At 44.8% G+C, this 26707-nt stretch carries 25 protein-coding genes; 8 read left to right on the top strand and 17 right to left on the bottom strand.

Annotated features, from left to right (window positions below):
• Positions 1-142: 142 nt before the first annotated feature.
• The 5 genes from iscB (QUB37_RS06690) to QUB37_RS06710 form a co-directional block, all read right to left on the bottom strand.
• The gene (gene iscB, locus QUB37_RS06690) at positions 143-1435 is read right to left on the bottom strand and encodes an RNA-guided endonuclease IscB (RefSeq protein WP_333160310.1); all 1293 of its coding nucleotides are present in this window, start codon (positions 1433-1435) and stop codon (positions 143-145) included.
• A gap of 178 nt (positions 1436-1613) precedes the next feature.
• A complete protein-coding gene (locus QUB37_RS06695) occupies positions 1614-2741 on the bottom strand; it encodes a hypothetical protein (RefSeq protein ID WP_333160312.1) in 1128 nt (375 codons plus the stop codon).
• A gap of 14 nt (positions 2742-2755) precedes the next feature.
• Positions 2756-3307 (bottom strand): SH3 domain-containing protein, encoded by a 552-nt coding sequence (locus QUB37_RS06700; protein ID WP_333160314.1) that lies wholly within the window; start codon positions 3305-3307, stop codon positions 2756-2758.
• A 136-nt stretch (positions 3308-3443) separates the two neighbouring features.
• Positions 3444-4715, bottom strand: a complete 1272-nt coding sequence (iscB, locus tag QUB37_RS06705) for an RNA-guided endonuclease IscB (RefSeq protein ID WP_333160316.1) — start codon at positions 4713-4715, stop codon at positions 3444-3446.
• A gap of 254 nt (positions 4716-4969) precedes the next feature.
• The gene (locus QUB37_RS06710; protein ID WP_333160318.1) at positions 4970-5581 is read right to left on the bottom strand and encodes a hypothetical protein; all 612 of its coding nucleotides are present in this window, start codon (positions 5579-5581) and stop codon (positions 4970-4972) included.
• 492 nt (positions 5582-6073) lie between these two features.
• Here QUB37_RS06710 and QUB37_RS06715 point away from each other — a divergent pair, with 492 nt between their 5' ends.
• Together QUB37_RS06715 and QUB37_RS06720 are read left to right on the top strand one after the other, a co-directional pair.
• Positions 6074-6997: a DUF2382 domain-containing protein gene (locus tag QUB37_RS06715; protein WP_333160320.1), complete on the top strand. Its 924-nt coding sequence runs from the start codon at positions 6074-6076 to the stop codon at positions 6995-6997.
• 50 nt (positions 6998-7047) lie between these two features.
• Positions 7048-8013 (top strand): S-layer homology domain-containing protein, encoded by a 966-nt coding sequence (locus QUB37_RS06720; RefSeq protein ID WP_333160322.1) that lies wholly within the window; start codon positions 7048-7050, stop codon positions 8011-8013.
• 23 nt (positions 8014-8036) lie between these two features.
• Here the strand turns inward: QUB37_RS06720 and QUB37_RS06725 are convergent, their stop codons facing one another.
• The 8 genes from QUB37_RS06725 to QUB37_RS06760 all read right to left on the bottom strand — a co-directional run bounded on the left by QUB37_RS06725 (position 8037) and on the right by QUB37_RS06760 (position 16001).
• Positions 8037-9668: an alpha-amylase family protein gene (locus QUB37_RS06725; protein WP_333160324.1), complete on the bottom strand. Its 1632-nt coding sequence runs from the start codon at positions 9666-9668 to the stop codon at positions 8037-8039.
• 425 nt (positions 9669-10093) lie between these two features.
• Positions 10094-10660 (bottom strand): DUF3611 family protein, encoded by a 567-nt coding sequence (locus QUB37_RS06730; RefSeq protein WP_333160326.1) that lies wholly within the window; start codon positions 10658-10660, stop codon positions 10094-10096.
• A 179-nt stretch (positions 10661-10839) separates the two neighbouring features.
• On the bottom strand, positions 10840-11679 hold the full coding sequence (locus QUB37_RS06735; protein ID WP_333160327.1) for a hypothetical protein: 840 nt from the start codon (positions 11677-11679) through the stop codon (positions 10840-10842).
• 81 nt (positions 11680-11760) lie between these two features.
• Positions 11761-12378 carry a hypothetical protein gene (locus QUB37_RS06740; protein WP_333160329.1) on the bottom strand — a complete coding sequence of 206 codons (618 nt, stop codon included), beginning with the start codon at positions 12376-12378 and terminating at the stop codon, positions 11761-11763.
• Between the two features lie 78 nt (positions 12379-12456).
• Complete coding sequence (locus tag QUB37_RS06745; protein WP_333160330.1) at positions 12457-13497, bottom strand: hypothetical protein; 1041 nt, start codon at positions 13495-13497, stop codon at positions 12457-12459.
• Positions 13498-13732: 235 nt separating this feature from the next.
• A complete protein-coding gene (locus tag QUB37_RS06750; RefSeq protein WP_333160332.1) occupies positions 13733-14344 on the bottom strand; it encodes a hypothetical protein in 612 nt (203 codons plus the stop codon).
• A 102-nt stretch (positions 14345-14446) separates the two neighbouring features.
• On the bottom strand, positions 14447-15307 hold the full coding sequence (locus tag QUB37_RS06755) for a formate/nitrite transporter family protein (RefSeq protein WP_333160334.1): 861 nt from the start codon (positions 15305-15307) through the stop codon (positions 14447-14449).
• A gap of 571 nt (positions 15308-15878) precedes the next feature.
• Positions 15879-16001: a hypothetical protein gene (locus QUB37_RS06760; protein ID WP_333160336.1), complete on the bottom strand. Its 123-nt coding sequence runs from the start codon at positions 15999-16001 to the stop codon at positions 15879-15881.
• 69 nt (positions 16002-16070) lie between these two features.
• Here QUB37_RS06760 and QUB37_RS06765 point away from each other — a divergent pair, with 69 nt between their 5' ends.
• The 5 genes from QUB37_RS06765 (at position 16071) to QUB37_RS06785 (ending at position 21879) form a co-directional block, all read left to right on the top strand.
• A complete protein-coding gene (locus QUB37_RS06765; protein WP_333160338.1) occupies positions 16071-17492 on the top strand; it encodes an Nramp family divalent metal transporter in 1422 nt (473 codons plus the stop codon).
• A gap of 242 nt (positions 17493-17734) precedes the next feature.
• The gene (locus tag QUB37_RS06770) at positions 17735-18598 is read left to right on the top strand and encodes an HAD hydrolase-like protein (RefSeq protein ID WP_333160339.1); all 864 of its coding nucleotides are present in this window, start codon (positions 17735-17737) and stop codon (positions 18596-18598) included.
• Complete coding sequence (locus QUB37_RS06775; protein ID WP_333160342.1) at positions 18591-19664, top strand: AI-2E family transporter; 1074 nt, start codon at positions 18591-18593, stop codon at positions 19662-19664. The genes QUB37_RS06770 and QUB37_RS06775 overlap by 8 nt, the downstream gene beginning before the upstream one ends.
• A gap of 207 nt (positions 19665-19871) precedes the next feature.
• A complete protein-coding gene (locus QUB37_RS06780; protein ID WP_333160344.1) occupies positions 19872-20723 on the top strand; it encodes a DUF1206 domain-containing protein in 852 nt (283 codons plus the stop codon).
• A gap of 187 nt (positions 20724-20910) precedes the next feature.
• Positions 20911-21879 carry a TIGR03885 family FMN-dependent LLM class oxidoreductase gene (locus tag QUB37_RS06785; protein WP_333160346.1) on the top strand — a complete coding sequence of 323 codons (969 nt, stop codon included), beginning with the start codon at positions 20911-20913 and terminating at the stop codon, positions 21877-21879.
• Positions 21880-21897: 18 nt separating this feature from the next.
• Here the strand turns inward: QUB37_RS06785 and QUB37_RS06790 are convergent, their stop codons facing one another.
• From QUB37_RS06790 to QUB37_RS06805, 4 genes are all read right to left on the bottom strand, one after another.
• Positions 21898-22716, bottom strand: coding sequence for an ion transporter (locus QUB37_RS06790; protein ID WP_333160348.1), 819 nt, complete (start codon positions 22714-22716; stop codon positions 21898-21900).
• Entirely contained in the window at positions 22713-22877 is a 165-nt protein-coding gene (locus QUB37_RS06795) for a hypothetical protein (protein ID WP_333160350.1), read from the bottom strand. The genes QUB37_RS06790 and QUB37_RS06795 overlap by 4 nt, the downstream gene beginning before the upstream one ends.
• Positions 22878-23403: 526 nt before the next feature.
• Entirely contained in the window at positions 23404-24297 is an 894-nt protein-coding gene (locus tag QUB37_RS06800) for a DUF2382 domain-containing protein (RefSeq protein ID WP_333160352.1), read from the bottom strand.
• Between the two features lie 673 nt (positions 24298-24970).
• The gene (locus tag QUB37_RS06805) at positions 24971-26209 is read right to left on the bottom strand and encodes a HetZ-related protein (protein WP_333160354.1); all 1239 of its coding nucleotides are present in this window, start codon (positions 26207-26209) and stop codon (positions 24971-24973) included.
• A 43-nt stretch (positions 26210-26252) separates the two neighbouring features.
• Here QUB37_RS06805 and QUB37_RS06810 point away from each other — a divergent pair, with 43 nt between their 5' ends.
• Complete coding sequence (locus tag QUB37_RS06810; protein ID WP_333160356.1) at positions 26253-26504, top strand: hypothetical protein; 252 nt, start codon at positions 26253-26255, stop codon at positions 26502-26504.
• Positions 26505-26707 lie beyond the last annotated feature (203 nt).

Raw genomic sequence — 26707 nt, forward strand, 5'->3', positions numbered from 1 at the left:
AGGACTTACACAGCCACAGTAAATATTGGGGATGGTTCGTTACGCAGAAAGCTAACGCACCAACAATTTTTTTCAAGTGGATATCGAAGCCATATCTTGACCGTTGAGTTTTTGTGCGATCGCTACGCCTCTAATCGCTGATTCATTGGACAAAAGTGGAAAACGCATACATATACCCATCGTTGCGGTGGATTGATTTACAGTATTTATGACGCACTGGGCTAACCTTGCCGAGTGGCGTTCTCATTTCAAAAACTCCGCTTTCTCTAACCGTCAGCCTGCCGACGTGAGTGCCTGCAAACTTCCCAAAGGGAAGAATTGCACTTACCATGTCACCTGTCCCAAACCCAAAAAACGTTTTGCACCGTGTTCTGTGCTTGACAGGAAATCCGTATTTATTGGTTGTACACATTTGACGGCTGCCCCATCCTTTAGCTGCAATTAACAACGGTTGCTTCGTGAAAACTTGCAGCACTTCTACGTTTCCTACACAAGCTGCATCCAGCCAATGAGTTTTAGGTAGTCCTAAACGAGTGCGGTTGTACTTTGTTCTACCTCCTGTTGAAACTTCTATTGGCAATCCTGTTTGTTTAAGTTGTTGGAACAATGCCCAGCGGGTTGAATTCACAGCAGTTGCATCTTTCAAGGGTTGTGAGGCCTGTTTCAAAATACGGGACAGGATGTCAGGCTTTTTGGACAAGAAATCCCGAATATCTTGATTGCCTTTGCCTTGGTTGCAGCCACGGCAGGCTAGGGTAAGATTGGAAACGCGATCGCTCCCCCCTTTTGATCTTGGGTGGATATGTTCTACCTCAAAAGGTAAGTTTTCAACACCGCAATAGGCACATTTTCTCCCCCACTTCTCAAGCAAGTATTCTCTGACTTCATAGCCCGCAAGTTCACCTTGCTGATACTCCTTGCCGGATATTTCAGGGTTCTGCATTGCAAGGAAGTCAAACTTAACTAACTCTTGGGATATGCCTGTAATTGGGACATATCGACGGATGCGGTTGACCCAAGTCACGATGTTTTTTAACCTGGATTCTAAGCTTGGTGGCAACCATCCAGGCGCTCTTGTGCGGTTCAGAAAACGTGGTTTGCGGTAACGAGTCTTTCGGTTGCGACGATTGCGACGAAGGGCGCGACGTGACTCTAAGTCATTTTTTATTTGTTGTCCGCGATGGGTCAACTCAGCACCCCAGATAACTTTATCGCCCTGTACTAAAGCCAACCCAGTAGTTTTAGAACCTGGGTCAATTTTTAATTGAGTGGGTTGGGTTTTTGGGCTATCAACCGCATATTTCAGAATAATTGTGAACGGGTAACGGAGATAAACAGCAGCTTGGGCTAGTTTTAACAATCGTCTTGCTTGTCCTGGTTCTACTGGCTCAAGTGGTTGTTTGTTGGTGTCTAAAACGAATACAAAGTTAGACATTTTGTCCTCTGATTACTCAGGTTATGTTTTCCTCGCCAATGTTTTGATGGCTTGTTGTGTTAGAGACACTGACTTAACCAAATACATCTGTTTAATCTCTAACGACAGAGCTACAAGCTGGAAAGCACCCGTAGGTGTCATCACCCTCAAAACGTAGTATTCAAGATACTTAGGCTGGCTATTTGTCCAGTGTATGAACTAGCTGTCTAGTCTTGTCCACTGTTTGGTGAATAGCATCCAGCACCCTCTGTTCTGCTTCGGAAACCTCTCCCTTACTTTCGGCAATGCGACGGCATTGAGCTAATAGCGGTACTGCAAAGTCGGGGGTAAGTTGCTCTAACAATGCACCCAATGGTTTGGGGGACTTGATGTTAGCAGCAATCCTTTTGAGAGAATCAGCATTTAATTGCAAGACCTTCAATTCTGGCAGAATATCTTCCCAGTTTTTGTTGGGATAAGTTGCCAAAATCATGTGAACCATAATTTGATCCATCGCTGCTTGCTGGGCGATCGCAACATCGAGATATTTCTCGCTTTGTTGCTGGATCGCTTGCAGCGTTTCGGTTCCAGGTTCTTCAGTCTCTTCCCTCAGTTTGGCTTCGTAAAACTGGCGCGCTGCATATCCCAGCGCGTACAGCATCGTAGCATTCGTACTCGCACCAATCATCGCGCCAGCCAGCGGTACGTTGCGTAAAAAGCCCAAACCAGCTCTCATTGCGTTGCTACCGCCTAGCGCTAACCCAAAAATTGCCAAAACCTCGCCTTTTCGAGCTGGCTGTTGCAAATCCATCCCATAAGCGGCGGCAATTTCATAAACCATTTCGGTTTGAATCGCAGTAGTCGCGGCTAAATCGATCGCCAGCAGTGCAGCCGCGACACCGGGTAAAATGCTGCTAGCAAATCCGACACCACCGGCGTGGATCGCTTTTTCCACCATAATGCGATGGGCAATTTCGCTGGGATCTTCCTTGGGATACTTTTGTTGGAGTTCCTTGACTTGAGCTTCGGCTTTGGCTAAGTCGATGCGATCGCTGACCCCAACTAACCAATCAAGTCTGAGTACCCCTGCCACTTGTTTAACAAAGGGAAGATTGCCAACATAAGTTACCGCATCTCCGGTTCCTTGCGTCGCTTGTCCAATCCATCGATAAGTTTGTTTAGCAGCAGCTTCCCCCAAATCAAGTGCTGTGTCAACAACCGCTTTGCCTGTATTCAGTGCAGATTCTGTTGTCTCGGCAATGAAATTTAACAAACCAGGTTTTTGCTGTGAATTAGTTTCTTTTTTTGGGTTTGATTGGTCATCCATCACTGTTTTTTCAATTAACTACAATACGCCAGGTTTTCAGCTTGGACGTAACCTTTCAGAGGCACTGTAATCGGCACCCAACCATCTGTTCCTATACTTTCAATCGTCACTCTTCGTCCACTCGCGACGACTCCAACCCTTTCCCCATCAGTGGAAGGTGCTTGATGTACGTTAATTCCTCTGGCTGCTGCAACTTGGCGGCAGTTAGTAGGAGGCGGGACAGTTGCCGCTTCACACGCTCCGAGAAAACCACCATATACGTAGCCTTGTATCGGGGCTGTAATTGGTACCCAGCCATTCTCACCAAGATTCTGAATCGTCACATTTCGTGCGGAACCGATGATGCCAACCGCTTCGCTGTTAGCCGTCGGTTGTCGCCGAACATTAAGGCCATTCCTCGCAATAACCTGGCGACAGCTATCCGGTACTTGCGCTAGTAAAGATTCACCTTGAATCTGTGTTTGATTTGTATTAGTCGCGAACGAGGGAGCAACTAAAACCGTTGCCGTTAACAAGATCGAACTTGTTAACGTTGTATATTTTTGCCAGATACTCTGCTCTTGCATCGCTTTATCTCCTTTTAAATCTCTATGCCAAAACCTTAGAAAAGGTTTTTAGCTCGTTCATCTGTCTTCCCCCTTGGAGACCCCCACGCTCACCTGTACTCAGGGAGCGTGGTGGGAGTCCAAGGGGGGGCAAGGTTTATGCTGCATACGAATAACCATCCTTTCTGTGAATAATTGAACAATATTTGTGGCTAACCCCTGACACCAATTCTGATGCAGCAATATTAAATGAACCACTCGTTCTAACGGCAACACGCCCAACATATTTACCAACTTTCTTGCCAGAAGTAACGATTGCTTTGACAATATCTCCCGTTTGAAAACCTTTAACAAACTTAAGCCGGGGAACATAGCGACATGGAAATCCAAACTTATCGGTACGACACATTTGGCGCGTCCCATGCCCAGTAGCTTTAATTAACAACGGCTTGTTTGTTAGAATTTTCAGCGATTCAACGTTCCCAACACAAGCTGCATCTAACCAGTGAGTTTTAGCTAGACTTAATCGAGTGCGATTGAACTTTGTTAAGCCACCACTGCCAGTAGAAACAGGCAAACCAATCATGCTAAGCCGATTTAATAATGCCCAACGAGTTGAATTGACTGCTGTCGCGTCTCTTAAAGAACGCTTTGCTTGAGACAAAACCCGTTTTAAAACCTCTGGCTTTTTAGACAGGAATTGCTCAATATTTTGAGTTCCTTTCTTAATATTGCACTTTTCACAAGCAAGGCAAAGATTAGAAATGCGATTAGAACCACCCTTAGCTTTAGGATGAATATGTTCGACTTGTAATGGTGTATTTGTAACACCACAGTAAGCACACTTTCTCTCCCACTTGTTGAGCAAATATTCCCGAACCTCGTAGCCACACAAAACGCCTTGTTGGTACTCAATTCCCGAAATTTCTGGGTTTTCTAATTGTTGTAAATCAAACCGCACAAGTTCTTGAACAATGGAAACAATGGGGGCAACTTTCATCAATTTAGTCACCCATGTTAGAGTTGTTTCAACGCGATGTTGTAAACTTGGGGCTAGCCAACCTTTAAGGCGAGTTCTATTTAGGAATCTAGCTGGACGATAACGAGTATGGCGATTTCTCCGGACTCTACGTAATGAACGACGAGATTCAAGGCTGGCTTTAATAGCTTGACCTCGGTGAGTCAGTTCTGCGCCAAAGATTACTTTTTCTCCTTGCAGTAATGCGAACCCAGTGGTTTGAGAGCCAGGGTCTATTTTGAGAGTGATTGGTTTTTGGGTTGTTATTACCTCTACCTTGAGAATTAGTGTGAATGGATACCTTTTAAAAACAGCACCTTTGCCATTAGTTAGCAATTTACGGGCCATTCCTGGGTGGATTGGATTGAGCGGTCGTTTTTGGGTATCTAGTACAAAAACAAAGTTAGACATTTTAAGTCCTCCCTTTCGGGGTAATGTTAGCTTCGTCAATGTTTAAGGTCGGTAACTATCTTAAAAGCACTGGCTTAACCCTTACACCTGTTTAACTTTTAAGTTCTAGAGCAGAGAACTAGCTACGCATTCTCTGGTAGGTCTTTAACACTTGCCTTAAACGTAGTGATTTAACACCTAGACTGGTCAACTTGGCAATTTCTGTGCCCCCACTATATCGGTACTCCGATTAGTGGTGGGTGGTTGACCGCTAATCAAGCATAAACGCGAGGTTTGCGAGCGCCAACAGCAGCACCAATCATTGCCGCTGCCAAACTCAGCAAAGAGCCAAGTAAAAATGACCAAGTAGCTTTAGCTGTATTACCAGCTATATCGCGAACTTGATTTGGGTCTACATTCGGCGCTTGATTGGGTATATTAACGCCGCCCTGTTGTTGTACTTGATTGGCAATTTCTCCAGCATTAGCAGCCGCAGCGCCAACAGCACCCGATATCCCGCTTCCTAATAACCAAGCACTAAGTGCTAATGTAGCTCCCCAAAGAATTGCTGCATTCAAAAATGCTGTTTTCTTGGTCATCGGGCCGCAGCTTTGAGCCATCACCCAACCTCCCAAAAATAGGGAAATCAGCAAACTGATAATCGACCAAATTACAACTCCAAAGCCAACGGAACCTGCATCCGCGCCTGTTGCACCTGCGGTTAATCCGATCGCCATTCCCAAAGCGCTTAAAATTAGTTGAGTGCCCAGAGCGATCGCAATTCCTGCCAAAATTGGCCCCCACCTCACTTGGTCGTGGTAATCCACCAGCGGATTGACGATTGTAGGATCAGTGAGTTGACTGCCCGATCGATCTGGATAAGTCATAAAAGATTAACCCCTGCGTTACGTGGTCATTTTTTTTCTTGAAGGTAATTTAATTTTACTTAATCATCATTACCAGAATATCTACCAATGGGCATAATATTTTTAAGTTAAATTTTTTAAATATCAAAAGTAGTAATTTCGCTCATAAAATCGAAATCTCCTTAAAAAAAAACCAGCAGCTCGTTTATAAATGCCCTTAACTTTGTAGGATATCCCCTAGTTAAGGTGATAATAAAACCTAATAAATCCTTGTGAGAGTTGGTTGCAGAAACGTTGTAGGTTGGCTCCACCCAACCTACGAATGATTAGATAAATTTATTACATTCAGTACAGGAATGCTAAATTCATCTACCTAAAGATAGAAAAATAGAAAAAAATATCGCTATCTTGATAATTTTCAATTTGCTGAATCATTCATAAGAAGGAAGTATTAGAACTGATATCTATCTAAAGTAGGTACACAAGTTGATGTAGATAGTACACGAAACAACAATGTTACTTTACAAAATTGAGGATTTTAATCCCAACTATCGCCAAGCAGCTTTTGATGACGACGATATCAAAGGGCTGGATGTCTATGGCGGAAGTACCCACGATAAAATTGGCACGATCGATACTGTGCTGGTAGATGAGACAGGACGTTTCCGCTATTTTGTGGTAGAGACTGGTTCTTGGATTTTTGGCAAAAAAGTTTTACTTCCCATCGCTCTTTGTCGGATTGATTTTAATGGGGGGCGCGTTTACGCTACAGGTTTGCAGAGTAAAGACCAAGTGGAAAAACTACCCAGGTATGAGCATGGGACGGCAGTTGATTACGATTATGAAGAACAAGTGCGGGGTATTTATCGTACTTCAACAGTAGAAGCGTCTGTACCAGTAGAAGCATCATTACCTTTAGAAGGGCCTGTTCCAGTTTCGAGAACGTATTCTGTCTCGCCTCCAGCTCGTAAAGCTCCCTATGACCGGGATACCTATACTTACGAGCGAGAACCCGAATTGTATCAGATGAACGAACAGGATCATCAAAAACTCAAACTGTACGAAGAACGATTAGTTGCAGATAAAACCCGTCGCAAAACAGGCGAGGTAATAATTGGCAAACAAGTTGAAACCAAAACGGTACAACTGGAAGTTCCTGTAGAAAAAGAGCGAGTTGTGATTGAGCACACAACTCCAGAATCTGCAGGGAGTCGAGTAACTCCAGATACCGCCTTCAAGCAAGAAGAAATGGCACATTTTGAAATCTACGAAGAAAGTGTGGATATCAAAAAGCAAGCGTTTGTGCGCGAGGAAGTACAAGTCAGAAAAGAAGTTGAGCAAGATACGGTTGAGGCAAGAGACACAGTACGTCGCGAAGAGTTAGATGTAAAAAAAACAGAATGGGATTCGCAGGGAAAAAAAAGTAATCCGCTTTAACTCAGCCAAATAGTCTCGTTAAAAATGCAAAAATCAGGAGGAAATTTATTATGTCTACTCGCAGGTATTTACCGTCAATCAGCGTAGCTTTTTTAGCTTTAGCCGTTAGTGTCAGTGGCACTGGTTTTGTGCTAAGTTCCCAGCAAGTTGCTGCTCAACAAGCTAAATCAAAATTTCCTGATGTACCGCCGAATTACTGGGCGCGTCCGTTTATTGATTCCTTAGCTGAAAAAGAGATTGTTACCGGATATCTAAACGGAACTTTTAGACCCAAACAGGCTGTGGATCGGGATGAATTTTCGGCGATGATCCGCCAAGCTTTTGAGCGAGCAAGCGTTAGAAAGATCCCGAGTGGAAGTTACTTTAAGGATGTGCCTAAAAACTACTGGGCAGAAACTCCGATTCAAGAAGCTTATGAAGCGGGATTTATGAATGATTTTCCCGGAAATGAGTTTCGTCCGAAGCAGCCCTTGACTAAGGCACAAGCATTAGTTGTGTTAATGAGGGGTTTAAATATGGATTTCAATCCCGCTGTTGTCAAAACTGATCAAGCTGCTGCAACTCCAGCAAGACCAACTCCAGTAAATAAACGTCGAATTGCTAGGAACCGTTTGGCATTTCCCCTCGCAGCGACTGTTTTGATGCAGCCGTTATTACCTGTAGTGGCAAGGCTGCAGCCTGCGGCTGCGCCCGCACCTAAACCGACTAAGGCTGTTCCACCAACAACGACAAAAGCTGCAACTGCGCCTGCTAAAAATTCGGCATTAGATTTTCTCAAGTCGTACTATAAAGATGCCGAGAAACTTCCTAAATATGCGGTTGAGCCAGTGGCAGCAGCGACAAAGGCAAAGATAGTGGTCAACTATCCAGATCCCAGAACTCTTAATCCGAACGAGTTGCTCAGTCGGGGTAGTGCTACTGCCCTAATTCATCAAGCTTTGGTCAATCAAGGTCAGATACAACCGCTTCCAGACAAGAATACTGCTAAGTACATTCCTACGAGCCCACGTCGCTAGTTCTTCCCTCAAAATTAACTTTTTTACCCCTGAATTCCATTGGCTCGAAACCAGCGATAGCCGTAGGCTTCTAAGGGAATAGAGGGCGAGTCGGCATCGATAGATTGATAGATCCGATCGCCAAATAAATCGCACAGATTGCTGTATTCGTTAGATTTGAGCGTAACGGTACAAGGCTTGTCCGCTAGATTGTGGACAGCCATCACCGTCCTGCCTTGCCAGTCGCAGCAGTGGGCTAAAACCGAGGGAGAGTCGGTTTCCAGAATTTGCCACTTGCCCCTACCCAACTCAGGACATTGCTTGCAGATGCGGATTGCACGTTCCATCCAGTTAATTAATGAGCCAGGATCGCGCTGCGCTGCGACGACATTGACTTGTTTGTAACCGTATTCTCCGTTGGCGATCGCAGGTCTGGCAAGGGCATCAGTTGCAGCCGTCGAGAAGCCACCATTCGCTGCATCTGACCATTGCATCACCGTGCGGACGCTGTCTCGACCTTCCAGCGAAAGGTCATCCCCCATGCCAATTTCTTCCCCATACCGCAGCATGGGTGTACCAGGCAGGGTGAAAAGCAAGCTGTAGACCAGTTCAATCCGGCGGCGGTCACCTCCCATCATCGGTGGTAAGCGGCGACGAATCCCGCGCCCGAAAATTTGCATAGTTTTCTCAGGGGCAAACGCTGCAAAAATTTCCTCTCGTTCCGATGAAGTAATGCGGTCTAGCGTCAGTTCATCATGGTGGCGCACAAAATTAAGCCACTGACAAATATCAGGAATATCCGGTAAGGTTTTTAGTCCATCGCGCAATGCTGTGGATTCTTGACGCGCCAGTGCCAAAAACAGATGCTGGTTCAGCAAAAAGTTGAACAGGATGTGCATTCTGTCGCCCTTATCAAAGTAGATAGAAATTTGCTCGCGATCGACATTTGCTTCTGCCAGCAAGACTGCATCACCCCGACGCGATGACACAAACTCTCTCATTTCTTCCAAGAAACCTCGCAGGCTTTCGGGGTCTGCACCTTCGATGCCAATTCCTTTAATTAAAAAGGGAACAGCATCAATGCGAAATCCAGACACGCCCAGTTCTAGCCAGAAACCCATAATTTTGCAGATTTCTTCTCGTACCGCCGGATTGGCAATATTCAAATCTGGCTGTTCTTTATAGAAGTGATGCAAATAGTAAGCGTTTGCTTGTTCGTCGTACTCCCAAATACTGTCCTCGGCATCGGGAAACACCAGCAACTCGGGATCAGTTTTGGGTGGATTTTCTGACCACACGTAGTAATTGCGATACTTGGAGTTTTTATCGCTTTTGGATGCCACAAACCAAGGATGCTGATGGGACGTATGATTTACTACTAGATCGATCAGCACGCGAATCCCTCGTTCCTTTGCTTGGTGCATGAACTCGACAAAATCTCCCAGGGTTCCCAGTCGCGGATCAATGTTGTAGTAATCCATCACGTCGTAACCATTGTCCCGGTTAGGGGAAGGATAAAACGGCAGCAACCACAAACAAGTAATTCCTAGCGCGGATAAATAGTCTAGGCGGTTGATAAGTCCTTGAAAGTCGCCGACACCATCGCCGTCCGAGTCCATGAAGGTTTCAACATCGAGGGAGTAGACAATTGCGTTTTTATACCAGAGGTCTTTCATATCAGTAAATTTCTTAATAGAAAAAGGGTGTAACATGGCTGTGTTCAGAAACCTGGTCACAGGGCCATTTAGGAAGCTGAATTCCACGGGTATAGCTCATCTTTCGGAAGATGAGCCTAAGTTATGTTTGTCCAGATTCAAAATCTATCCATATCAATCTCGATGAAATATCTCTCACTATAATAAATCAATTACGAAAAAAAAACGGTTGCTCAGGCTGATTAGCATTAGCTGGAGCGATCGCTACCAATTTCCGATTAGATGTTCATGCCAATAGCCAACTTGTTGAGCTTGTAGCTGCACTGTCTGCGCTTTCTTTCGCCAAGACAGTGCAAAAGCACCAACCTTAGTTAAATGGGCCAGCGCTTGTAAGTCCTTACGGCATAGGAGTTGTGTTTGCCTTTAGCGATCGCCAATGCTGCCAACTACTCTTCTACCCAATTGAGTAAGCCAAGAGAAGTAACAGCTCCAAAAAAGTGAGCGCCAATCAGATTGACGTTTGCCATCGTCACAAAAATATCTAGGGAACGAATCACATTTTCTGGCGCATAAGCTGCCATCGCTTGGGGCTGACTAAGAGTTTTCGCTAGCACTACAGCAACTGTTTCTTCAGAAGCGACAAACGCGATTAATACCCCCACCAAACTAGAAACTAATCCAATCCGTAAGGTGTGAGTAATATGTTCTTTGCTGGGATATACCTGGGAATTTTCGGCGTGCAAAAGTCTGCCTAAAAGCCGATAGCGAAAATCCCAAAATATTCTAAAGCACAGCAATAACAGACCAACAATCGCTAAAAATACCCCGAAACCAATACCTGCATTATTGGTTTCTTCGCTCATGTTGCGACCCAACATAGCAAATACTAAAACAATGCCGGAAACAGCACCCAAGAATAACTGTATCCAGAAGCTAAATCGACTGAACAAGCGAAAAGTTGCGACGAATTCGCTTTGGGTCAGCGGTTGCGGCAAGGATTCTGGTTGATTCATTATATACACCTTATTGCTGAATTGATCGTCAAAACAAACGAGGCAAGAAAGACGTTATGCTTGTCTTCCTGGCGATCGCGATCGCCTTGTGGTTAGCTATTAGACTTCTCCATAAAACTCGGTTAAGGGCAGGCATGATGCCTACCTACCCCGCAGTAGTTATGAGAGAGGTCTATTGGTTAGTCAGGAATGGCTGAGGGATATACTCCTGTAGCAACTAAGACAGGTTTGTTGGTATACTCGGCTTCTAGCTTCTGCTTCAAGGTCAAATCCCATTGCAGATCGTAGTCCCGCTCAAGTTCAGCGAGGACAAACGAACGCAACTCGCCGGTTACGGCAACCTTCTCACCTTCTCGCACGCTTGGTTGTGGAACTGTGTGTATCACTAACAAGTCTTGTCCGCCAATTAATTTGTCTTCATCCAAAGTGAACGAGTTTGGACTTCTGAGGGTTTCGACTTCACCGCTGACCGCCAGTGTCTTGCCGTAGTATTTTTGGGGATTTGAGGTGAGTTCCCCCGGTGTGGGGGCTAGCGCCATCGATTGTGCAACGATCGCAGGTTTACTTTCGTACTCGGCGTACAAGTTTGGCTCTAAGCCTAATTTGTACTCGCGCTCAATATCTGCAAGGACAAAATTGCGAACTGTTCCCGTTACTTGAACTTCTTGACCTGATTCAGCCGGCAGCACAAAAGGCTTGCCGGTGGCATTGACAACCAAAATCGGTTCGCTGCCAAAAAACTCCTGATCGCTAACTGTAAAGGTCGATGGCCCCAATTTTTTGACTGGTTCGCTTCTGATGGTCACAGTTTTGCCAAGCAGTTGTGCTGTGTTATCAACCACATTCTCGGTTGTCGTGGCAACCGAACCGGGTGTTCCAGGTACAGGTACAGGTGCCGTTGCTTGCCGCTGTGGGGTAGTACAACCCGGAAGCAGCATAGCTGCTAGTGCGAGTGCGATCGCTCCTCCCTTAGCATTCGAGAGCTTTTGAGTGGAATTGTTCAAACGATTATTAACCATTGAAAAACCTCCAAGATTTTTTCTGTTTATTTTGTTGATGAAGCTACAGAATTCGTGTTCAAAACCGGGTCTTTTTATAACCTAATTCAAAAACACTTGACCGTCAGGTTGAATTCTTAGAACTCCTTGATTGCCATCAAAGTTACTCGTTTCATCTATTGAAACTGCTAGCATCCCTTTTTCAGAACTAGACATGGGTATAACTTTCAGCAGCCCTCCATCTACGCGCACCATTGTGACAGTCACAGGCGTTGGTAGATTTTGCAGAACAATTTCAGCTCCGCGCCCTAGCATTCGGGATTCAGTATGCCCGATCGCCTGATAGGAAATCGGGGTATTTGTGCTGTTTGTTAATTTCACGCTCACCTCACCTGCCATTGGTGTGACAGTGGCAAGGGGAGTCTGTCTTGTTTCTGGCAAAGGTGGTTGGGTAACATTGGTTCGCCTCGCGGGAGGAACCATATTTTGACCCAACTCTTGCTGATTCAATCTTTGACTTGCAGCATTAGGCGGACATCCTTGAGAAACCCGAACATTACTGTTAAAAGGTTCTTCATAGTAAATCCTAGGACAGGGGTTGAGTGTAGGATCGGGAGCTGCTGATGCCACAAGAGGAACCGTTGGCAGCGCGATTAATAAACTTCCAGAGATGATTTGTAATATCCCTGGCGTTTTTTTCCAGCGATTTAGTTCATACATAGATATCTCCTGATGGAATCTTTCAAATTTAGTCAGGGTTTGCCAGATTTTTGGCGGCAAATAGTCGCGAGTCGCTGCTCAATTTTGAAACAGTACCAAAGTTTCTTCGCTGGTGCGATCGCCTCTACTCGAACTGAGATTCACCTCGTATCGGGTTCCTGGTAAAGAAATGGTCGGCTTAAAAGCAAAGCTGAATTTACCTTGTTCATCCGCCCGAATTGTGCGTTCAAGGATATTTCGTTCAACTCCAAACAAACCTGCCACCGAAGAGGTAGCCTGAACGTTGACATTAACTGTCGCATTTGGGGCGCTGCGTCCTTCCACTTCAACCGTCCCGCTGACGCGAGCATTTTCTTCGGGAGTGATAATTTCTAGCGGGATTTCGGCAGTGTTGGAACTGCCATCATCGCTAGCAATTAGCTCTCGATCTAAACGGGAACGAATAACTTGATTTCCCGACTGCAAACTAGCCGTAACCGCTGCACCCGCAGGGGGGAAATAATCTTGCCTGCGGATCGTATATTCCCCTGTGTAAACGCCGTTGGATTCTTCCCGCATGGGGATGTTATAAGCAACTCCTTCAATGGATAAATTAGCTGTAGCGTTAGGAGTGCCGAGCAATTTGAAATTGAGCGTAGTTCCCGGATCTAACTGCTGTACTGGTTGAGCACTGAAGCGGTTAATAGACAAAGATTGAAAGCCGCGATCACTATAACCAGCAACTAGAGGTTCTTGCAAGCGGGTGCTACTGATGCGATCGCCTTGTTGCAAATTTGCCCGCACAACTGTATTTTCGGAAATTCGATCGCCCTCGCGAATCATGTAGCTTGCCTCGTAAACTCCCGGTTGAACCTCCCGCATCGGCAGATTTTGCACTGCATTTGGGATAGTCAAGGTAGCTCTAGAATACGGGGCTCCTCGCAGCACGAAAAAGAGTTCTGTTCCCGGATCTAATCGCTGTACTGGATACGCGGTAAAACTGTCGATATCAGAGCCGACTACTCTTCGTTGAGCTACTTGGATCGAGGGTTTGGGACTAGCTTGGGCAATTTCCGGTAAATAAAGGGTTGAACCCAACATAACCAGTCCAATTGCCGTTGAAAATGATTTTATTTTCATAAAATCCTCCTAAATCGCAACAACCAACCTCTTGCAGTAACGTGAAAATTTAAATTAATTATTAAAAATTGACTTTGGCTAAAGGTCGATTGTCTGTGTTCTACATTCTCTCAAAACTTGTTTATCTCTCTACATTTAATCTCAACTCTCCAAAGCTTGCCATCTGTCGGAGGCAATAAGAAAATATCTATCTGATGAAAGATGATTGAAGAAAAAATGATGAATTTGCTTTGAGTTAAGTGCGATCGCTCGGACTATTGCCCATAGATGCTTGATTCCCCACTGTCGCACTGGGGCGCATCCATTCTTGCAACGTCCATAAGCTAGTTAGGGCAGCTATTGCAGCTCCCAAACTATCCATAATCAAATCAACAATCGTATCATTCAGGCTCTCAATCACTTCGGTTGAGAGAACAATACCAGCCGTCCACTCGGCAACTTCCCACAAAGCACCAATCGCAATCCCAAAACTGGTTATTGTTAGCAAGTACAGCAGTTTATGGTTGCGAAAAATAGTCAGCATTGAACTGTATGCTAAAAAACTCAATGCTAAAGTCACGGCAAAAGTCGTGAAAGCATGAACAATTTCATCATAAGGTCCCGGTTGATAAAACAGCCCCAAAACCCAGCCTCCGGCGTTGAGTAAAGCAGCAAGCACAAACAGGAAATCAAACAGCGTTGGCAAACGGTCTTCCCTCACCACAAACGCCAGGGATGCTACCAAGAATAAGGCTAACCCCAAGGCATTTTGCCATTTTCCCTGACTCAGAGCAGCTATTACTGCTATTGTTAATAACGCCTGTCCTACCCAAGCTGCAACTCGATAGCCACGCCAGTTTGTAGTCATAATCACTCTCCTTCTATCTTAAGATCGCACATCCCCGACTTCTTAGAGAAAGAGAAATCGGGGTTTTCCTTGACCTTTTTGTGGTTTATTTTAACTCAATTTCTAGAGGTCATCTTGAGCAACTTGGGCATGGTTTAAGGCAGCCACTAAGGTAACTCCGCCTAAAATATTACCAATTAGAGTAGGTATCATGAATTTGCCAAAATATTCTGGCCACGAAACAGCTTTAATTGCCACTGCATAGAAAAAATCCAGCGATCCGGCAATAATATGAGGAAATTCACCTACCCCAACCAGGGAAGTGATGATAACAATTACCCACAGTTGGGAAGACTCAGCGGCGGGGAGAAGCCAGACCATTAAAGCAATTAACCAACCAGCAAAGATTGCCCGCAATAAAGTTATCCAAAATCCTCCATCGATAACTCTTAAACATATTTCGCTAAACGCTGTTTGAATTTCAGGCGGGAAGACTCCAGGCTGTGCAACTATTGAGGCAAATATGAATGCACCTAACAAATTGCTTGCTAACACAATTGCCCATAATCGCAGCACTCGCATAAAAAGTTTGGGTCTGCGAGCGCTTAACAAAGGCAGAATAACAGTCAGAGTATTTTCAGTGAACAACTGCTGACGCCCCATCACCACGATGACAAAGCCGATACTGTACCCAAAGCTGACAATGATGGAACTCCAAGATTGCTGCGGTAAATTTGCTTGGAGTAAACCTTGAGCCACCAGGGAAAATCCCATAGATAGTCCTGCGGCTAATCCAGACCAAGCTAGGGCTGAAACTGGACGGCACAACTCACTTTCACCCTCAATCCTAATCGTTTCGTAAATGATTAAGGCAGTGGGACGGATGCGCTCAATGATCTCTTCACGATCGCGATCGCTTAGTTCCAATTTTTGTTGACCCAGCAATCCTATTGCTTGGCTGGCTCGATCGCTATTTTGTGTCATCTCGCTCTTGTTAAATTATATGAACTCCGTAGTCTCAGGATACAAACTAAACAATAGCGACGCGCCTAACCTGAGAATGAGCTTTGGGTTTTTCTAAAAAGTCTCTGTAGAGAAAAAATAGCCGTGCAGCATCTATCTTAAGTTGGGTGATTTTAAAATTGAATGTAAAAGCAATATATCTTAAGTAATATATTTGGCTATTTGCTTTAATTTTGCACAATCATTGCCCGACATAGGTGTAGGGTAAAAATGTAAGAGTGGCAGTCTTAGGAGGTATCTTTGTACAAAATTAATTCCTTGAGTACAAGAAAACCTGACCAATTCAAAAATTCAACCACGAATGCGATTGTGGATGCTTCTAGCTGGTTCGCTCGCTGTAATTGGGAAGGAAAAATCCTCTCTCAAACTTGAGAACCTAGTCAAGCCTGAGTGCGATCGTATTCGTTGTGGACATTGCCGTTTTTTTGGGACTAGCAGCAGTTTTTTTGGCTTTGCGCGTACCCTCATTTGCAATTGGCCAATACCTGCTGTGAGTTTTACGTTGGCACAATCATGCAAGTGGCTTTGACATTCAGTTCAATGTAACGTTTTTGCTGGCGATCGCAGTTGTCTTTGGTTTAATCCGGCTTTGGGTAAAAGCCACCAGCAAGCGTCGTTTTAACAAGCTGTGAAGCACCGGAATATGAAAATCCACAATTTCAACCTCACCATAAATCGTGGGTAAATCGATCCGTGTTGACCAGTTACTAATCTAGTAATAACAATGAATAGAGATAGCGATGATCGCAGTTCTTCTGCACAAATAACTAACCAACGGGGTGAAAATACAAATCAACAAATCCCGCAGCCGCCAGAGGGTTGGGACCGCTTTAAATGGTTGGGGCCGAGTTTTTTATGGATGCTGTCGGCTGCTGGTTCTGGTGAGTTACTATTTACACCTCGAATTGCAGCACTTTACGGCTACTCGCTGTTGTGGGCGCTGCTAGCGGCTGTTATCCTCAAGTGGTTTATCAACAATGAAGTCGGGCGGTTTTCGGTTTGTACGGGCGCAACGATTTTAGAAGGTTTTAAGCAAATTCCTGGACCGAAAAATTGGACGATTTGGCTGATTTTATTGCCGCAGGTGGTAGTAGCAATTTCCACAGTTGCCGGACTTGCAGGTGCCGCCGCTACAGCACTGATTCTAGTAACAGGAGGAACAGTTAAACTTTGGACGGTGATTATTATCGCTGTGACGGCAGCAATTGTGTTCATGGGGCAGTATGAAGTTGTGGAAAAAATTTCCTCAATTATCGGCATCGGCCGCACGTTGGCAGTGGTAGCCGCGGCGATTTTTGTTTTTCCCAACCTTCGACAATTCGCAGCGGGGTTAGTGCCTCAAATTCCCCAAAACGTGCAATATCAAGAAATCCTACCTTGGCTGGGTTTTATGCTAGCAGGGGCAGCAGGATTGATGTGGTATTCCTATTGGGTGGAAGCCAGAGGATACGGTGCTGCTTCCCTCAAACAAGAACAACCCCTTGATTTTAATCAAATCGGCAACGAACAAGTAAAAAGGTTGCAGGGGTGGGTGACTCTAATGAGTTTCTCCAACACCTTAGCAGTCGTGGGTGCGCTGTTAGCGGCACTCGCTTTTTTGATTCTCGGTGGCGAGTTGTTGCGTCCCCAAGGATTAGTGCCAAAAGAACAACAAGTAGCAGAAATTTTGGGTAGTTTGCTAGGCGACCTTTGGGGGCCATTTGGCTTTTGGTTTATGGTGGCAATTGTTTTTATTACTTTTTGTAGCACCACGCTTTCAGTCCAAGATGGCTTTGGGCGGATGTTTGCGGATGGCACGCAAATTTTACTGCAAGGATTTGGCGTGCAGGGTCGTTGGACGAATGAAAAATTTTTGCAGCGATTTTATATTATAGTCCTGTTAGCTGCGTTACCCATTGCGATTTATCTGATTTTCGGCGAACCCGTTTCCTTGTTACAAATGGCTGGAGGCATTGAAGCAGCTCACATTCCCATTGTGACTGGATTAACGCTTTATGTGAATCATCGAATGCTGCCCAAGGAATTGCGACCCTCGAAGTTTATCTGGGGTGGAACGGTAATTGCAGGGATCTTTTTTGCCTGCTTTGCAGTTATCTATCTTTTACAACTGACCGGGATAATTGGAACGAGTGCAGGAGGAAGTTAAACAGGGTTTTTCTCAGATATTGCAGCATTCGTGCCGGACCTGTAGGGGCGGGTTCACCAATAGTCTTAAAGCTTGCAAACAGGTTAAATAAACCCGCCCGACTCCACGAAAATTCCCATTATTGACATTGGTGCAATATCTCAGTTTTTACACTTTACCTGTTTGGGAACTATTTCCCAAAATTGGGAAAATCGCAACTATTCAAGTTGCTGTTGTTAGTTAACCTTCACTTTCAAATTGTTATGACTCTCGCAACCAAACCTTTATCTAACTATATCGCCGTCGTGTTTGACTTCGACGATACCCTTGTCCCTGATACCGTCGATAGTCTGTTAGAAAGCCTCAATATTGATGCCCTCGCCTTTCGTCGCGAGCGAATTCAACCTTTAATTGATAGCGGCTGGGACAATATTCTAGCCAGATTTTACGCAATTATCGAGGAATCTAAGCGTCAAGGGAACAAAATAACCCAGGAATATATAGCAAATTTTGGGGAAAAATTAGCGCCCTTTGATGGCGTTCCGGAAATGTTCGATCGCCTACGTCAAAGCGCTTATGCAATCAACCCCAAAGTGGAAGTTGAATTTTATCTAATTAGCTGCGGTATGGTGGAAATTGCCCGTAATAATTGCATCGCCCCCCAGTTTAAGGCGATGTGGGGTTGCGAGTTCCATTATGGTAAAGAGGGCGAGATTGAGTTTCTCAAAAAAATTGTAACTCACACGGAAAAAACTCGCTATTTGTTTCAACTTGCCAAAGGCGTTGACAACGCTCCAAAAGACGATGGCAAGACATTTGTTTATCGGGATGTTCCGGCGGAAGAATTGCACATCCCGCTAACGCAAGTCATTTATGTGGGTGATGGGGCATCAGATATTCCTTGTTTTTCGCTTTTGAATGAACAACAGGGAATAACGATTGGGGTTTATAAAGATACTACCGCACAAGAGTGGAGTCAGGAAATAGAAGTTAGCCAAAGTCAGCGGCTGATAAATTTGGCTTCTGCAGAATACAGTGAGGATTCGGAATTGATGCGATCGCTCACTCTCGCTGTAGAAAGTTTAGCCAAAAAAATCTCCCTGCTAGAGTTAAGTGTGGGTGAATAGAGAGGCTTTTGTTGTGGGCTTAGGAAAGTGGATCGGTTTTTTTGCTTTGGTAGCCTCGCTCTATATTTTGTGGAAAATTAGAACGATTGTTTTACTGTTTTTTACAGCCGTAATTTTAGCGATCGCTCTCAACCGTTTAGTGCGAAGATTGCAGCAGTCGGGTGCGAAGCGGGGAGTGGCGATCGCCTTAGCTGTTGCGATTCTAGTCACAGCGATCGCTGTCTTGCTAACTCTCATCGTAACGCGCCTGAGCAATCAATTTCAAGAGTTGTCCCAACTCGTCCCGCTAGGAATAGAACAACTGCGAGTTGGGATCTATTGGTTGCAAGCAAGATTACCCGGACAAATTGTTGATAACCTTCCCAGTATTGACGATTTAACCCAAGAAATTAAAACGCTTTTTCGGTGGACAAGTTCGCATATTTATCTGTGGTTTTCCAACTATCTAAGCTTGATTATCAATACCTTATTAATTACCGTTTTGACAATCATGCTTCTGGTAAATCCGATGCCATACCGCCACACAATTATCAGCCTTTTTCCGGCTTTTTACCGTCAGCGAGCCGATGAAATTCTCTCAAAATGCGAAGAGGGTTTAATGGGTTGGTTGGCAGGCGTTGCATTAAGCATGAGTTTTATTGGTATTACGAGTATTATTGGTTTGTTTGTTTTGCAAGTTCCACTGCCTTTTGTGAACGGGGTTCTGGCATTCATATTAGCCTTAATTCCCTATCTGGGCGCAATTTTAAGCGTAATTCCACCGCTGCTGCTGGCTTTATTAGATTCGCCTTCAAAAGCAGGCGCGGTGTTGTTGCTTTATTTCCTAATTCAACAAGTTGAAGGCAACTTAGTCACACCTATCATTATGGAAAAGCAGGTATCTCTGCTTCCCGCTTACACCTTAGCTCTCTTGACAGCATTCGGATTCTTCTTTGGTTTTTTGGGATTATTTTTAGCGCTACCAATTCTCATTGTTATTCAAATTTGGGTTAAAGAAGTTTTAATCAAAGATATACTAGACCGCTGGCAGACTGCTCCATCAGGGAAGCCAGCAGATAACCCATAAAGCTATATTTGTCAAGCCCACTTTATGTGAAGTTTATCAATCAATCAACGGATGAGAGTCCCGCTCAAGACAGATGACAAAAATCTCTAAACAAGCTATTAATTAATAGATAATAACATAAATTATTTGTTTAAAAACTCAGTTAACTGGAAAGGAATGCACCATTGCCTATGGCAGCAGTCGTGAACAACTAAATTGTCAAAAAATATGAAACGAGACAACTCATCCACCGACAACATTAAACAGTCAATTGGACAGGCAGCTTCTCATCCCTGGTTTGAGCGACTGGCAAGATTGGGATATGCTTCCAAAGGCTTAGTTTACTTTATTGTCGGTTTTCTAGCAGCACAAGCCGTCTTTAGTATGGGCGGCAGGACAACAGATACTAGCGGTGCATTATCAGAAATTGTTAGCCAACCGTTCGGTAAATTTCTGCTATTTCTTGTAACGATTGGCATTATTGGTTATGCCCTTTGGCGTATTGTTCAGACAATTCTCGACCCAGAACACCAAGGACAGAAAATGGATGCCAAGCGAATTGCCCAACGCATTGGCTACGCCTTAAGTGCTTTAGCTTACGCAGGTTTGGCTTTAACTGCTGTAAAACTGATAATGGGTTCGGGCGGTGGTAATAGCAATACAACCCAAGATTTGACAGCCCAAATTTTAGCGCAACCGTTTGGACAATGGCTGGTAGGATTGGCAGGATCAATTGTTATTGGTGTAGGTTTTTCTTATTTTTACGAAGCATATAAAGCCAAATTTCGTCGCCATTTCAAGCTAGATGAAATGAGCCAAACCGAGCAAACTTGGGCGACACGGTTGGGTCGATTCGGAATTGCTGCCCGTGGAGTTGTTTTCGTTATAATCGGTTTTTTCTTAATTCAAGCAGCAAGGCTATCGGATGCCAGTCAAACGAAGGGATTGGGCGATGTGTTGGGAATTCTGGCACAACAGCCTTTTAGTCCAGTGATTTTGGCTCTAGTACCTTTGGGTTTAATTGCCTATGGTATCTACTCGATAATTGAAGCTCGCTATCGGCGAATTTTCCGTTCATAAGCTTGCCCGTTATACAGAAAGTTATGAATTTTGAGTTAGATTTTGTTTACTTATCTAACTCCAAACTCATAACTTTTATAAGGGGTTTTGATTCAATCATCTGCTTTTAAGTCGGCAGATTTTAACTCACAATTCAGGTCGGGCACGGGGGCACCGCCCCTACTCAACTCAAAATTCCTAAAAACTTATGGCACAAATTGGTTATCATGCTTCCCACGAACAGTTTAAGCCCAGCGAACTGCTGAAATATGTCCAAATGGCAGAACAAGCTGGCTTTACCCATGCCCTTTCTTCCGATCACTTTCATCCTTGGAGTGAAGCGCAAGGACAAAGTGGTTTTGCTTGGTCTTGGTTGGGTGCAGCAATGCAAGCAACGCCGACGCTTTCCTATCGGGTTGTTTGCGCTCCCGGACAGCGGTATCATCCGGCTATTATTGCCCAAGCTGCGGCAACGTTGGCAGAAATGTTTCCAAATCGTTTTTGGCTGACGGTTGGCAGCGGCCAAGCGTTGAACGAACATATTACTGGGGATAAGTGGCCTACTAAGAGCGATCGCAACACGCGCCTCAAAGAATGTGTCGATATTATCCGCGCCCTTTGGGCAGGAGAAACCGTCACCCATCGAGGTTTAGTGTGCGTAGAAGACGCAAAACTCTATACCCGCCCGGAAATTCTCCCATTAATTATCGGCGCGGGAATTACCCCAGAAACCGCAGAATGGTTGGGCAGTTGGGCAGATGGATTAATTACTACTTCTCGCCCACCTGAAAAGTTAAAAAAAGTCGTCGATGCGTTTCGTCGCGGTGGTGGAGAAGGAAAACCAATGATTTTGAAAGTGCAGCTTTCCTATGACAGTAATGCAGAGAAAGCACTACAAGGCGCTCATCATCAATGGCGCAGTAACATCTTCAAAAGCAAAATGCTAACACAACTGATAGCACCCGATCAATTTGATGCCGCCGGGGAGTTTGTTCAACCACAGGAGTTATATCAACACCTCCGCATCTCGGCAGACCAAGAACAGCATATTGAGTGGTTGCAAAAAGATATTGAATTGGGGTTTGATCAACTAATTTTGCACAACGTTAACCGAGAACAAGAGCAGTTTATTCAGGTATTTGGCGAAAAAGTAGTGCCAGCGCTGACCAAAACTTGATCTTGGCATCTACCTAATTCAAGACTTTGAATTCTGATTCAATAATTGCTGTATTTCAGCCCGCAAGGCAGCAATTTCAGTGTGAAGTGCTGCAATTGATTTCGTTCCTGCTAATTCTGCTTCGTCATCCTCTGCATCGCGACCAATAAAAAATGTGGCGATGGTCGCAGTTACATAACCAAAAACCGCAAACGCATAGAGTGCCAGAACAAGGCAAAGTATGCGACCTTCTGGCGTTTTGGGCCAATATTCCGAACCCATTGTCATCATTAGCATTGCGGTCCACCATAAGGCTGTGCCGTAATTATTTAACCCGGAGGAACCATCGGCGACATCTTTTTCAAAAGCATACATCCCTGCTGCACCTACCAAGGTAATAATTATCGTTAGTCCTACGACATAACCAAATCCGCGACGGCTAACACTCGCAGCTAATGCCCGCATACCTCGATTCGTACCAGTCATAACTCGCAACAACTGCAAACTTCGTACAGCCCGTGCTGTTTTGAATGCTCGCACAACTCGTACAATCCTCAAGGTACGCAAAGCAGGCAACAGCAGAGAAAAAGCCGTTATCCAATGGCTTTTGATATAGGAAATTTTGCGGGGCGCCAAGGCAAATTTAAGTAGAAAATCTGCAATAAAGATAATCCAAATAGTAGTGCTAATGACTTCTAGCAGTGGGTTTAATCCCCAAGTTAATTCAATAATAAATAGGGCTAGCCACACAAATGCCAGCACCAGCATAGGAATTTCCAGCCAATCTTCTAGCTGTTGAAAAATCTCGCTTTGCTCTTGTTCTATGGCTTGTTTTTCTGCCAGGTTGGGGGTGTTCATCTACCTACCAAATCATTAGAAGTTTGTCTTTTACGCTGCATTTTAGCATAAGCTTTCGCCAACGGCACAGCAGTAAAGCCGTGGGCGATTATTGACTCGCAAATAATTAGGCTACCAATGACCCAAGCTGACTCTAATCCCGTTTTACGTAGCGCCAGCATGGCATAAAAAATCGCTGCCGCACCGATGGAACCAAACTATCCTAAAAACAAAGTATCCTGCCAGCTTTTTAACTGACCCAAAAGGGGACGCAACAGCAAAAAAGCAGGAGGGCAGCGTAACAGCAATACTGCTACTGCTAGTAGCAAACCTTTCCACCCAAGTTCTAGCCATTGTTGCCACGGCAGGGCTAAACCCAATAATACAAAAATATAAATGGTAACAATGCCTTTTTCAGCTAAAAATTGAATAAATGGACGCGCCCAGTAATTAGGCGGGACATCAGGAACTTCTGCTGAGCTTGTTGAGCTGCAACTGGCTCAGGCTTTACTAAAAAACTTGTCGCACCGATGCTACACGAGAAAGCTAGGAATGCTGCACTTATTAGCGGCAAACGGCAGCAATTAAACATAAAAAATCACCTCTTTTTTTACAGTTGTAGTGATTTTTTAGGTTCGTCTTTGCGCTTCAACGCACAGATGGTCGAAGACAGCGCAACTACAAACCCTTGTTCAATTCATTGGTACTCTAACGTCCTTCCCTCTTCACGTCCAACTCTTCACGACGCAGTGTTTCCGTTGCCTCAACAATCTCCGTTTCAACTTCTTTCCTGATGTTAACTTCTTCGCGCACGAAAGCTTCTTTTTTGACATCAGCAGTTTCTTCGTAAACTTCCATACGCATCACCTTTTCCTGCTTAAAGGGAGTATCCCGATTTACGGGCGCACCTGCCTTTGCTGGAGTTACACTCTCAATTACAACTCGCTCTTTTTCTGTTGGAATAGAAACTCGTGCCGTGTCGGTTTCTACTCGCTTGCCAATTGCTACCTCGCCAGCTTTGTGACGGCTTTTTTCTGCAACCAGTCGTTCTTCGTAGAGTCGGAATTTGTGATGCTCGCGATCGTTCATCTGATACAATTGAGGCTCTTGTTCGTAAGTGTAGGTGTTGCGGTCATAACCAGTAGCCCTAGCTTGATTAGAGACCGGACGCGGCATAGAAACTGGTGCAGATGCTTCTAAAGGCAATGATGCTTCTACAGGTGCAGACCCTTCTACCGTTAGAGTACGATAAACACCCCGCACTTGTTCTTCATAATCGTAATTAACTACCATCCCATCCTCATACCTGGGTAGTCTTTCTGCTTGGTCCTTACTCCTCAAACCCGTTGCGTAGATGCGTTCTGCATCAACGTCAACTCGACAAAGAGCAACTGGAACTAATACCTTCTTGCCAAATATCCAGAAACCCGTGTCAACCACAAAATATCGGAAACGCCCTGTCTCATCAACTAGCGCGGTATCAATAGAGCCAATCTTCTCATCTTTATTTCCAGCATAGATATCCAGACCTTTGATATCTTCGCCATTAAAAGCAGCTTCGCGGTAGTTGGGATTAAAATCTTCAATTTTGTAAAGTAACATAAGAGTGGCTTCCCTTTTTATCTACATCTAGTTATGCCCCCATTTTAGATAGATCTCAAATTTGATGGTTCCTTCTTATGAAGGATTAAGTGAAACAGAATAGTAGGATTAGTATATTTATTTTAATTTTTTTCTGTCTTTGGATAGATGACTCGTCATTTTTTATACACCTTTCGCACCCTCAACTTTCACAATCGGTTTTTAACTATTTTTATAAAAAAATACCTTTATAAATTAGGCTTTCATACTTTATACTAACGACCAAAAAAACCTTATACACATAATTTATTACTTTAAAAGTAGACTTTTGTGTGAAATATTTTGGGGCAATATATTTGAAAAACTTTGCCTTGATAATGCTACTCCCTATGTTTAAATATCATTATGAATATAGGTGATGCCGCCTCTTAAGCAAGCAATTTCCCATAAATGATGACTAATGACTAATGACTAATAAAAACAAATTCCCCGACCTAACCAGGGAACGAAAGATATTAAAAAAAGTAATGTTGTTTTAATAAATAAATTGAATTTGCCAAAAAGCGGCGATAATTTAGTAGGAGCGCTTGTTGATTTGAGAGCGGACGCCGGGGCGGGCAGTCCTGTGCAGGTGCCGCACCCGATCGCATTTTCCAGTCTCAAGAAAACAGTTGCATTCATATTTGAGTACCACTTAAGCTTGGTTGCTGTTGCGAGTCTGGCTAGCCAGCTCCAACAGTTGCGCCCAGCGTTTTTGGACTTGTTTGGGAGTGCATTTGAGCGCGGTGGCGATCGCCTTATCGCTTTCTTGATTCCGCTTCATTTCTAACAGTTGCTGCATTTCGGGCGCAAGTTGAGCGCGAAATGCTTCCCATTTGTCCGAAGTCATTCCCAGCTTTTGATCGACATCAGCACCCAGCCATTCGTGGACGAGTTTCCAATTTTGAGTGCGGGCAAATTTTTCGACGTGGTACTTGAAACGTTGTTGCAAGTAGTCGCGCTGGCGGGAAGACAAACCGAGCACGCGGTCAATTTCCGAAGCCGAAAGGTCTTGCAATTTTAAAGTTAAGTAATTCACGCATTCTGGCTGATTTTGCGATTCCAGATAGGCGATCAATTCCGATACTACTCGATCGCGCAGCACAGCATCAGCCGGATCGACAGTTTCCGATACCATTTGCTCGCGCACTTGTTGCAGCGCCGGAGAGCGGCTGTACATTTCCGCATCTTCTCCCTTGCCCGACTCTACAGCCATTTCAATGTCGATCGCAGTTTCGGGAGGTTGGCCCTTGGCAAATCCTTGAGCGCGCAACACGATCAGGCGTTGGCGGTTGCGGCCGGGCAAACCAATTTGGCGCTTGGCGTAGTGTTCGGTGAAAGCCATGTACTCAGCCAATTCTAGCTGCGTGCGGGGCTGGTAGGTGACATCGAGTTGGTGTTCGCGGCGGAAAGCTCGCAGAGATTCGATGTAAAAGCCTTGCAAAAAGTCTTCAATCATGTTGTAGCGAGCTTGGAAGTTCAAGTTCGATCGGAAAGAAGCAACATGGCGGTAAATCATCGCCGCGAGGTGAGAATGCAGTTCGACGCGGCCTTGTTTGGAACCGAGGCGGTAGTATTGCAGGGTTTTTTGCAACCGGTGCTCGGCCAAAGTGATTTGCCAAGCTTCAACTTCGCCGGAAATTTGGATGCGATCGCTTTTTTGGCAAATCCGTTCGACTTCCTTAGCAATCCGCATCGCCACTGCTTGAGCGCTGCGGCTGGGAGTTTTCATTTCCGCTTGCAATTCTTTGAGAGCGAAGTCAGCCAAAGCGAGGATATCGATGCTGGGAACAGTATTGATTTCGGCGTTTGGTTCGCTGGAGGTAGCCGGAATGCAGTTGAAGCCAGAAGCGGTGTTGCAGTTGACGGTGTTGGTGGCAGTTTTGAGAGTCATGGCATTTATCGGGTGGTAGGGCACAGCGGGTGTGCGAGGACATTTGTCAGAGAGTGAGGCGGCAGTGGCTGGCGGTTTCGCTTACTGTGCTGATTCAACTCTCTATACATTGAATATTACGGAAGTAGAGATAACCGTAGTTATGCCAGTGTTCCACTCTCTCATGCAACAGTTTTTGGCTGCTGAATCTGATTCTAAGCGCTGGCTGTGGAAGATTGGTTTTATTGCCGTTAAAGCCTTACTGTACAAGCATTCTGAGCTGTTATGTGCGTGGGGCGATCGGGAGGAAAATTGAGGGTGCTGCGAGGCCGCTGAGTGGACAATCTAATAACTGGCTATTTGAGGCGGTTTTGGCCGTTAGAGATTGTGGAATCGAGACTTCGCAGAGTGTAGCTATCTGCAATGTCTTCAGAACCTACGCAACAGCAGTTAGGAAACCCGGTTAATCTGAAAATTTGATCTGATCCAAGAAGGAAGAAGGAATAATAAAGAAGCACA

Origin of the sequence: Microcoleus sp. AT3-A2 (genome assembly GCF_036705685.1) — a bacterium.
Taxonomy (GTDB): Bacteria; Cyanobacteriota; Cyanobacteriia; order Cyanobacteriales; family Microcoleaceae; genus Microcoleus.

What these genes read in the sequence shown, in the direction of transcription:
- iscB (WP_333160310.1), bottom strand. Translation starts at nt 1,435, where the DNA reads ATGTCTAACTTTGTATTCGTTTTAGACACCAACAAACAACCACTTGAG.
- QUB37_RS06695 (WP_333160312.1), bottom strand. Translation starts at nt 2,741, where the DNA reads ATGGATGACCAATCAAACCCAAAAAAAGAAACTAATTCACAGCAAAAA.
- QUB37_RS06700 (WP_333160314.1), bottom strand. Translation starts at nt 3,307, where the DNA reads ATGCAAGAGCAGAGTATCTGGCAAAAATATACAACGTTAACAAGTTCG.
- iscB (WP_333160316.1), bottom strand. Translation starts at nt 4,715, where the DNA reads ATGTCTAACTTTGTTTTTGTACTAGATACCCAAAAACGACCGCTCAAT.
- QUB37_RS06710 (WP_333160318.1), bottom strand. Translation starts at nt 5,581, where the DNA reads ATGACTTATCCAGATCGATCGGGCAGTCAACTCACTGATCCTACAATC.
- QUB37_RS06715 (WP_333160320.1), top strand. Translation starts at nt 6,074, where the DNA reads ATGTTACTTTACAAAATTGAGGATTTTAATCCCAACTATCGCCAAGCA.
- QUB37_RS06720 (WP_333160322.1), top strand. Translation starts at nt 7,048, where the DNA reads ATGTCTACTCGCAGGTATTTACCGTCAATCAGCGTAGCTTTTTTAGCT.
- QUB37_RS06725 (WP_333160324.1), bottom strand. Translation starts at nt 9,668, where the DNA reads ATGAAAGACCTCTGGTATAAAAACGCAATTGTCTACTCCCTCGATGTT.
- QUB37_RS06730 (WP_333160326.1), bottom strand. Translation starts at nt 10,660, where the DNA reads ATGAATCAACCAGAATCCTTGCCGCAACCGCTGACCCAAAGCGAATTC.
- QUB37_RS06735 (WP_333160327.1), bottom strand. Translation starts at nt 11,679, where the DNA reads ATGGTTAATAATCGTTTGAACAATTCCACTCAAAAGCTCTCGAATGCT.
- QUB37_RS06740 (WP_333160329.1), bottom strand. Translation starts at nt 12,378, where the DNA reads ATGTATGAACTAAATCGCTGGAAAAAAACGCCAGGGATATTACAAATC.
- QUB37_RS06745 (WP_333160330.1), bottom strand. Translation starts at nt 13,497, where the DNA reads ATGAAAATAAAATCATTTTCAACGGCAATTGGACTGGTTATGTTGGGT.
- QUB37_RS06750 (WP_333160332.1), bottom strand. Translation starts at nt 14,344, where the DNA reads ATGACTACAAACTGGCGTGGCTATCGAGTTGCAGCTTGGGTAGGACAG.
- QUB37_RS06755 (WP_333160334.1), bottom strand. Translation starts at nt 15,307, where the DNA reads ATGACACAAAATAGCGATCGAGCCAGCCAAGCAATAGGATTGCTGGGT.
- QUB37_RS06765 (WP_333160338.1), top strand. Translation starts at nt 16,071, where the DNA reads ATGAATAGAGATAGCGATGATCGCAGTTCTTCTGCACAAATAACTAAC.
- QUB37_RS06770 (WP_333160339.1), top strand. Translation starts at nt 17,735, where the DNA reads ATGACTCTCGCAACCAAACCTTTATCTAACTATATCGCCGTCGTGTTT.
- QUB37_RS06780 (WP_333160344.1), top strand. Translation starts at nt 19,872, where the DNA reads ATGAAACGAGACAACTCATCCACCGACAACATTAAACAGTCAATTGGA.
- QUB37_RS06785 (WP_333160346.1), top strand. Translation starts at nt 20,911, where the DNA reads ATGGCACAAATTGGTTATCATGCTTCCCACGAACAGTTTAAGCCCAGC.
- QUB37_RS06790 (WP_333160348.1), bottom strand. Translation starts at nt 22,716, where the DNA reads ATGAACACCCCCAACCTGGCAGAAAAACAAGCCATAGAACAAGAGCAA.
- QUB37_RS06795 (WP_333160350.1), bottom strand. Translation starts at nt 22,877, where the DNA reads ATGCTGGCGCTACGTAAAACGGGATTAGAGTCAGCTTGGGTCATTGGT.
- QUB37_RS06800 (WP_333160352.1), bottom strand. Translation starts at nt 24,297, where the DNA reads ATGTTACTTTACAAAATTGAAGATTTTAATCCCAACTACCGCGAAGCT.
- QUB37_RS06805 (WP_333160354.1), bottom strand. Translation starts at nt 26,209, where the DNA reads ATGACTCTCAAAACTGCCACCAACACCGTCAACTGCAACACCGCTTCT.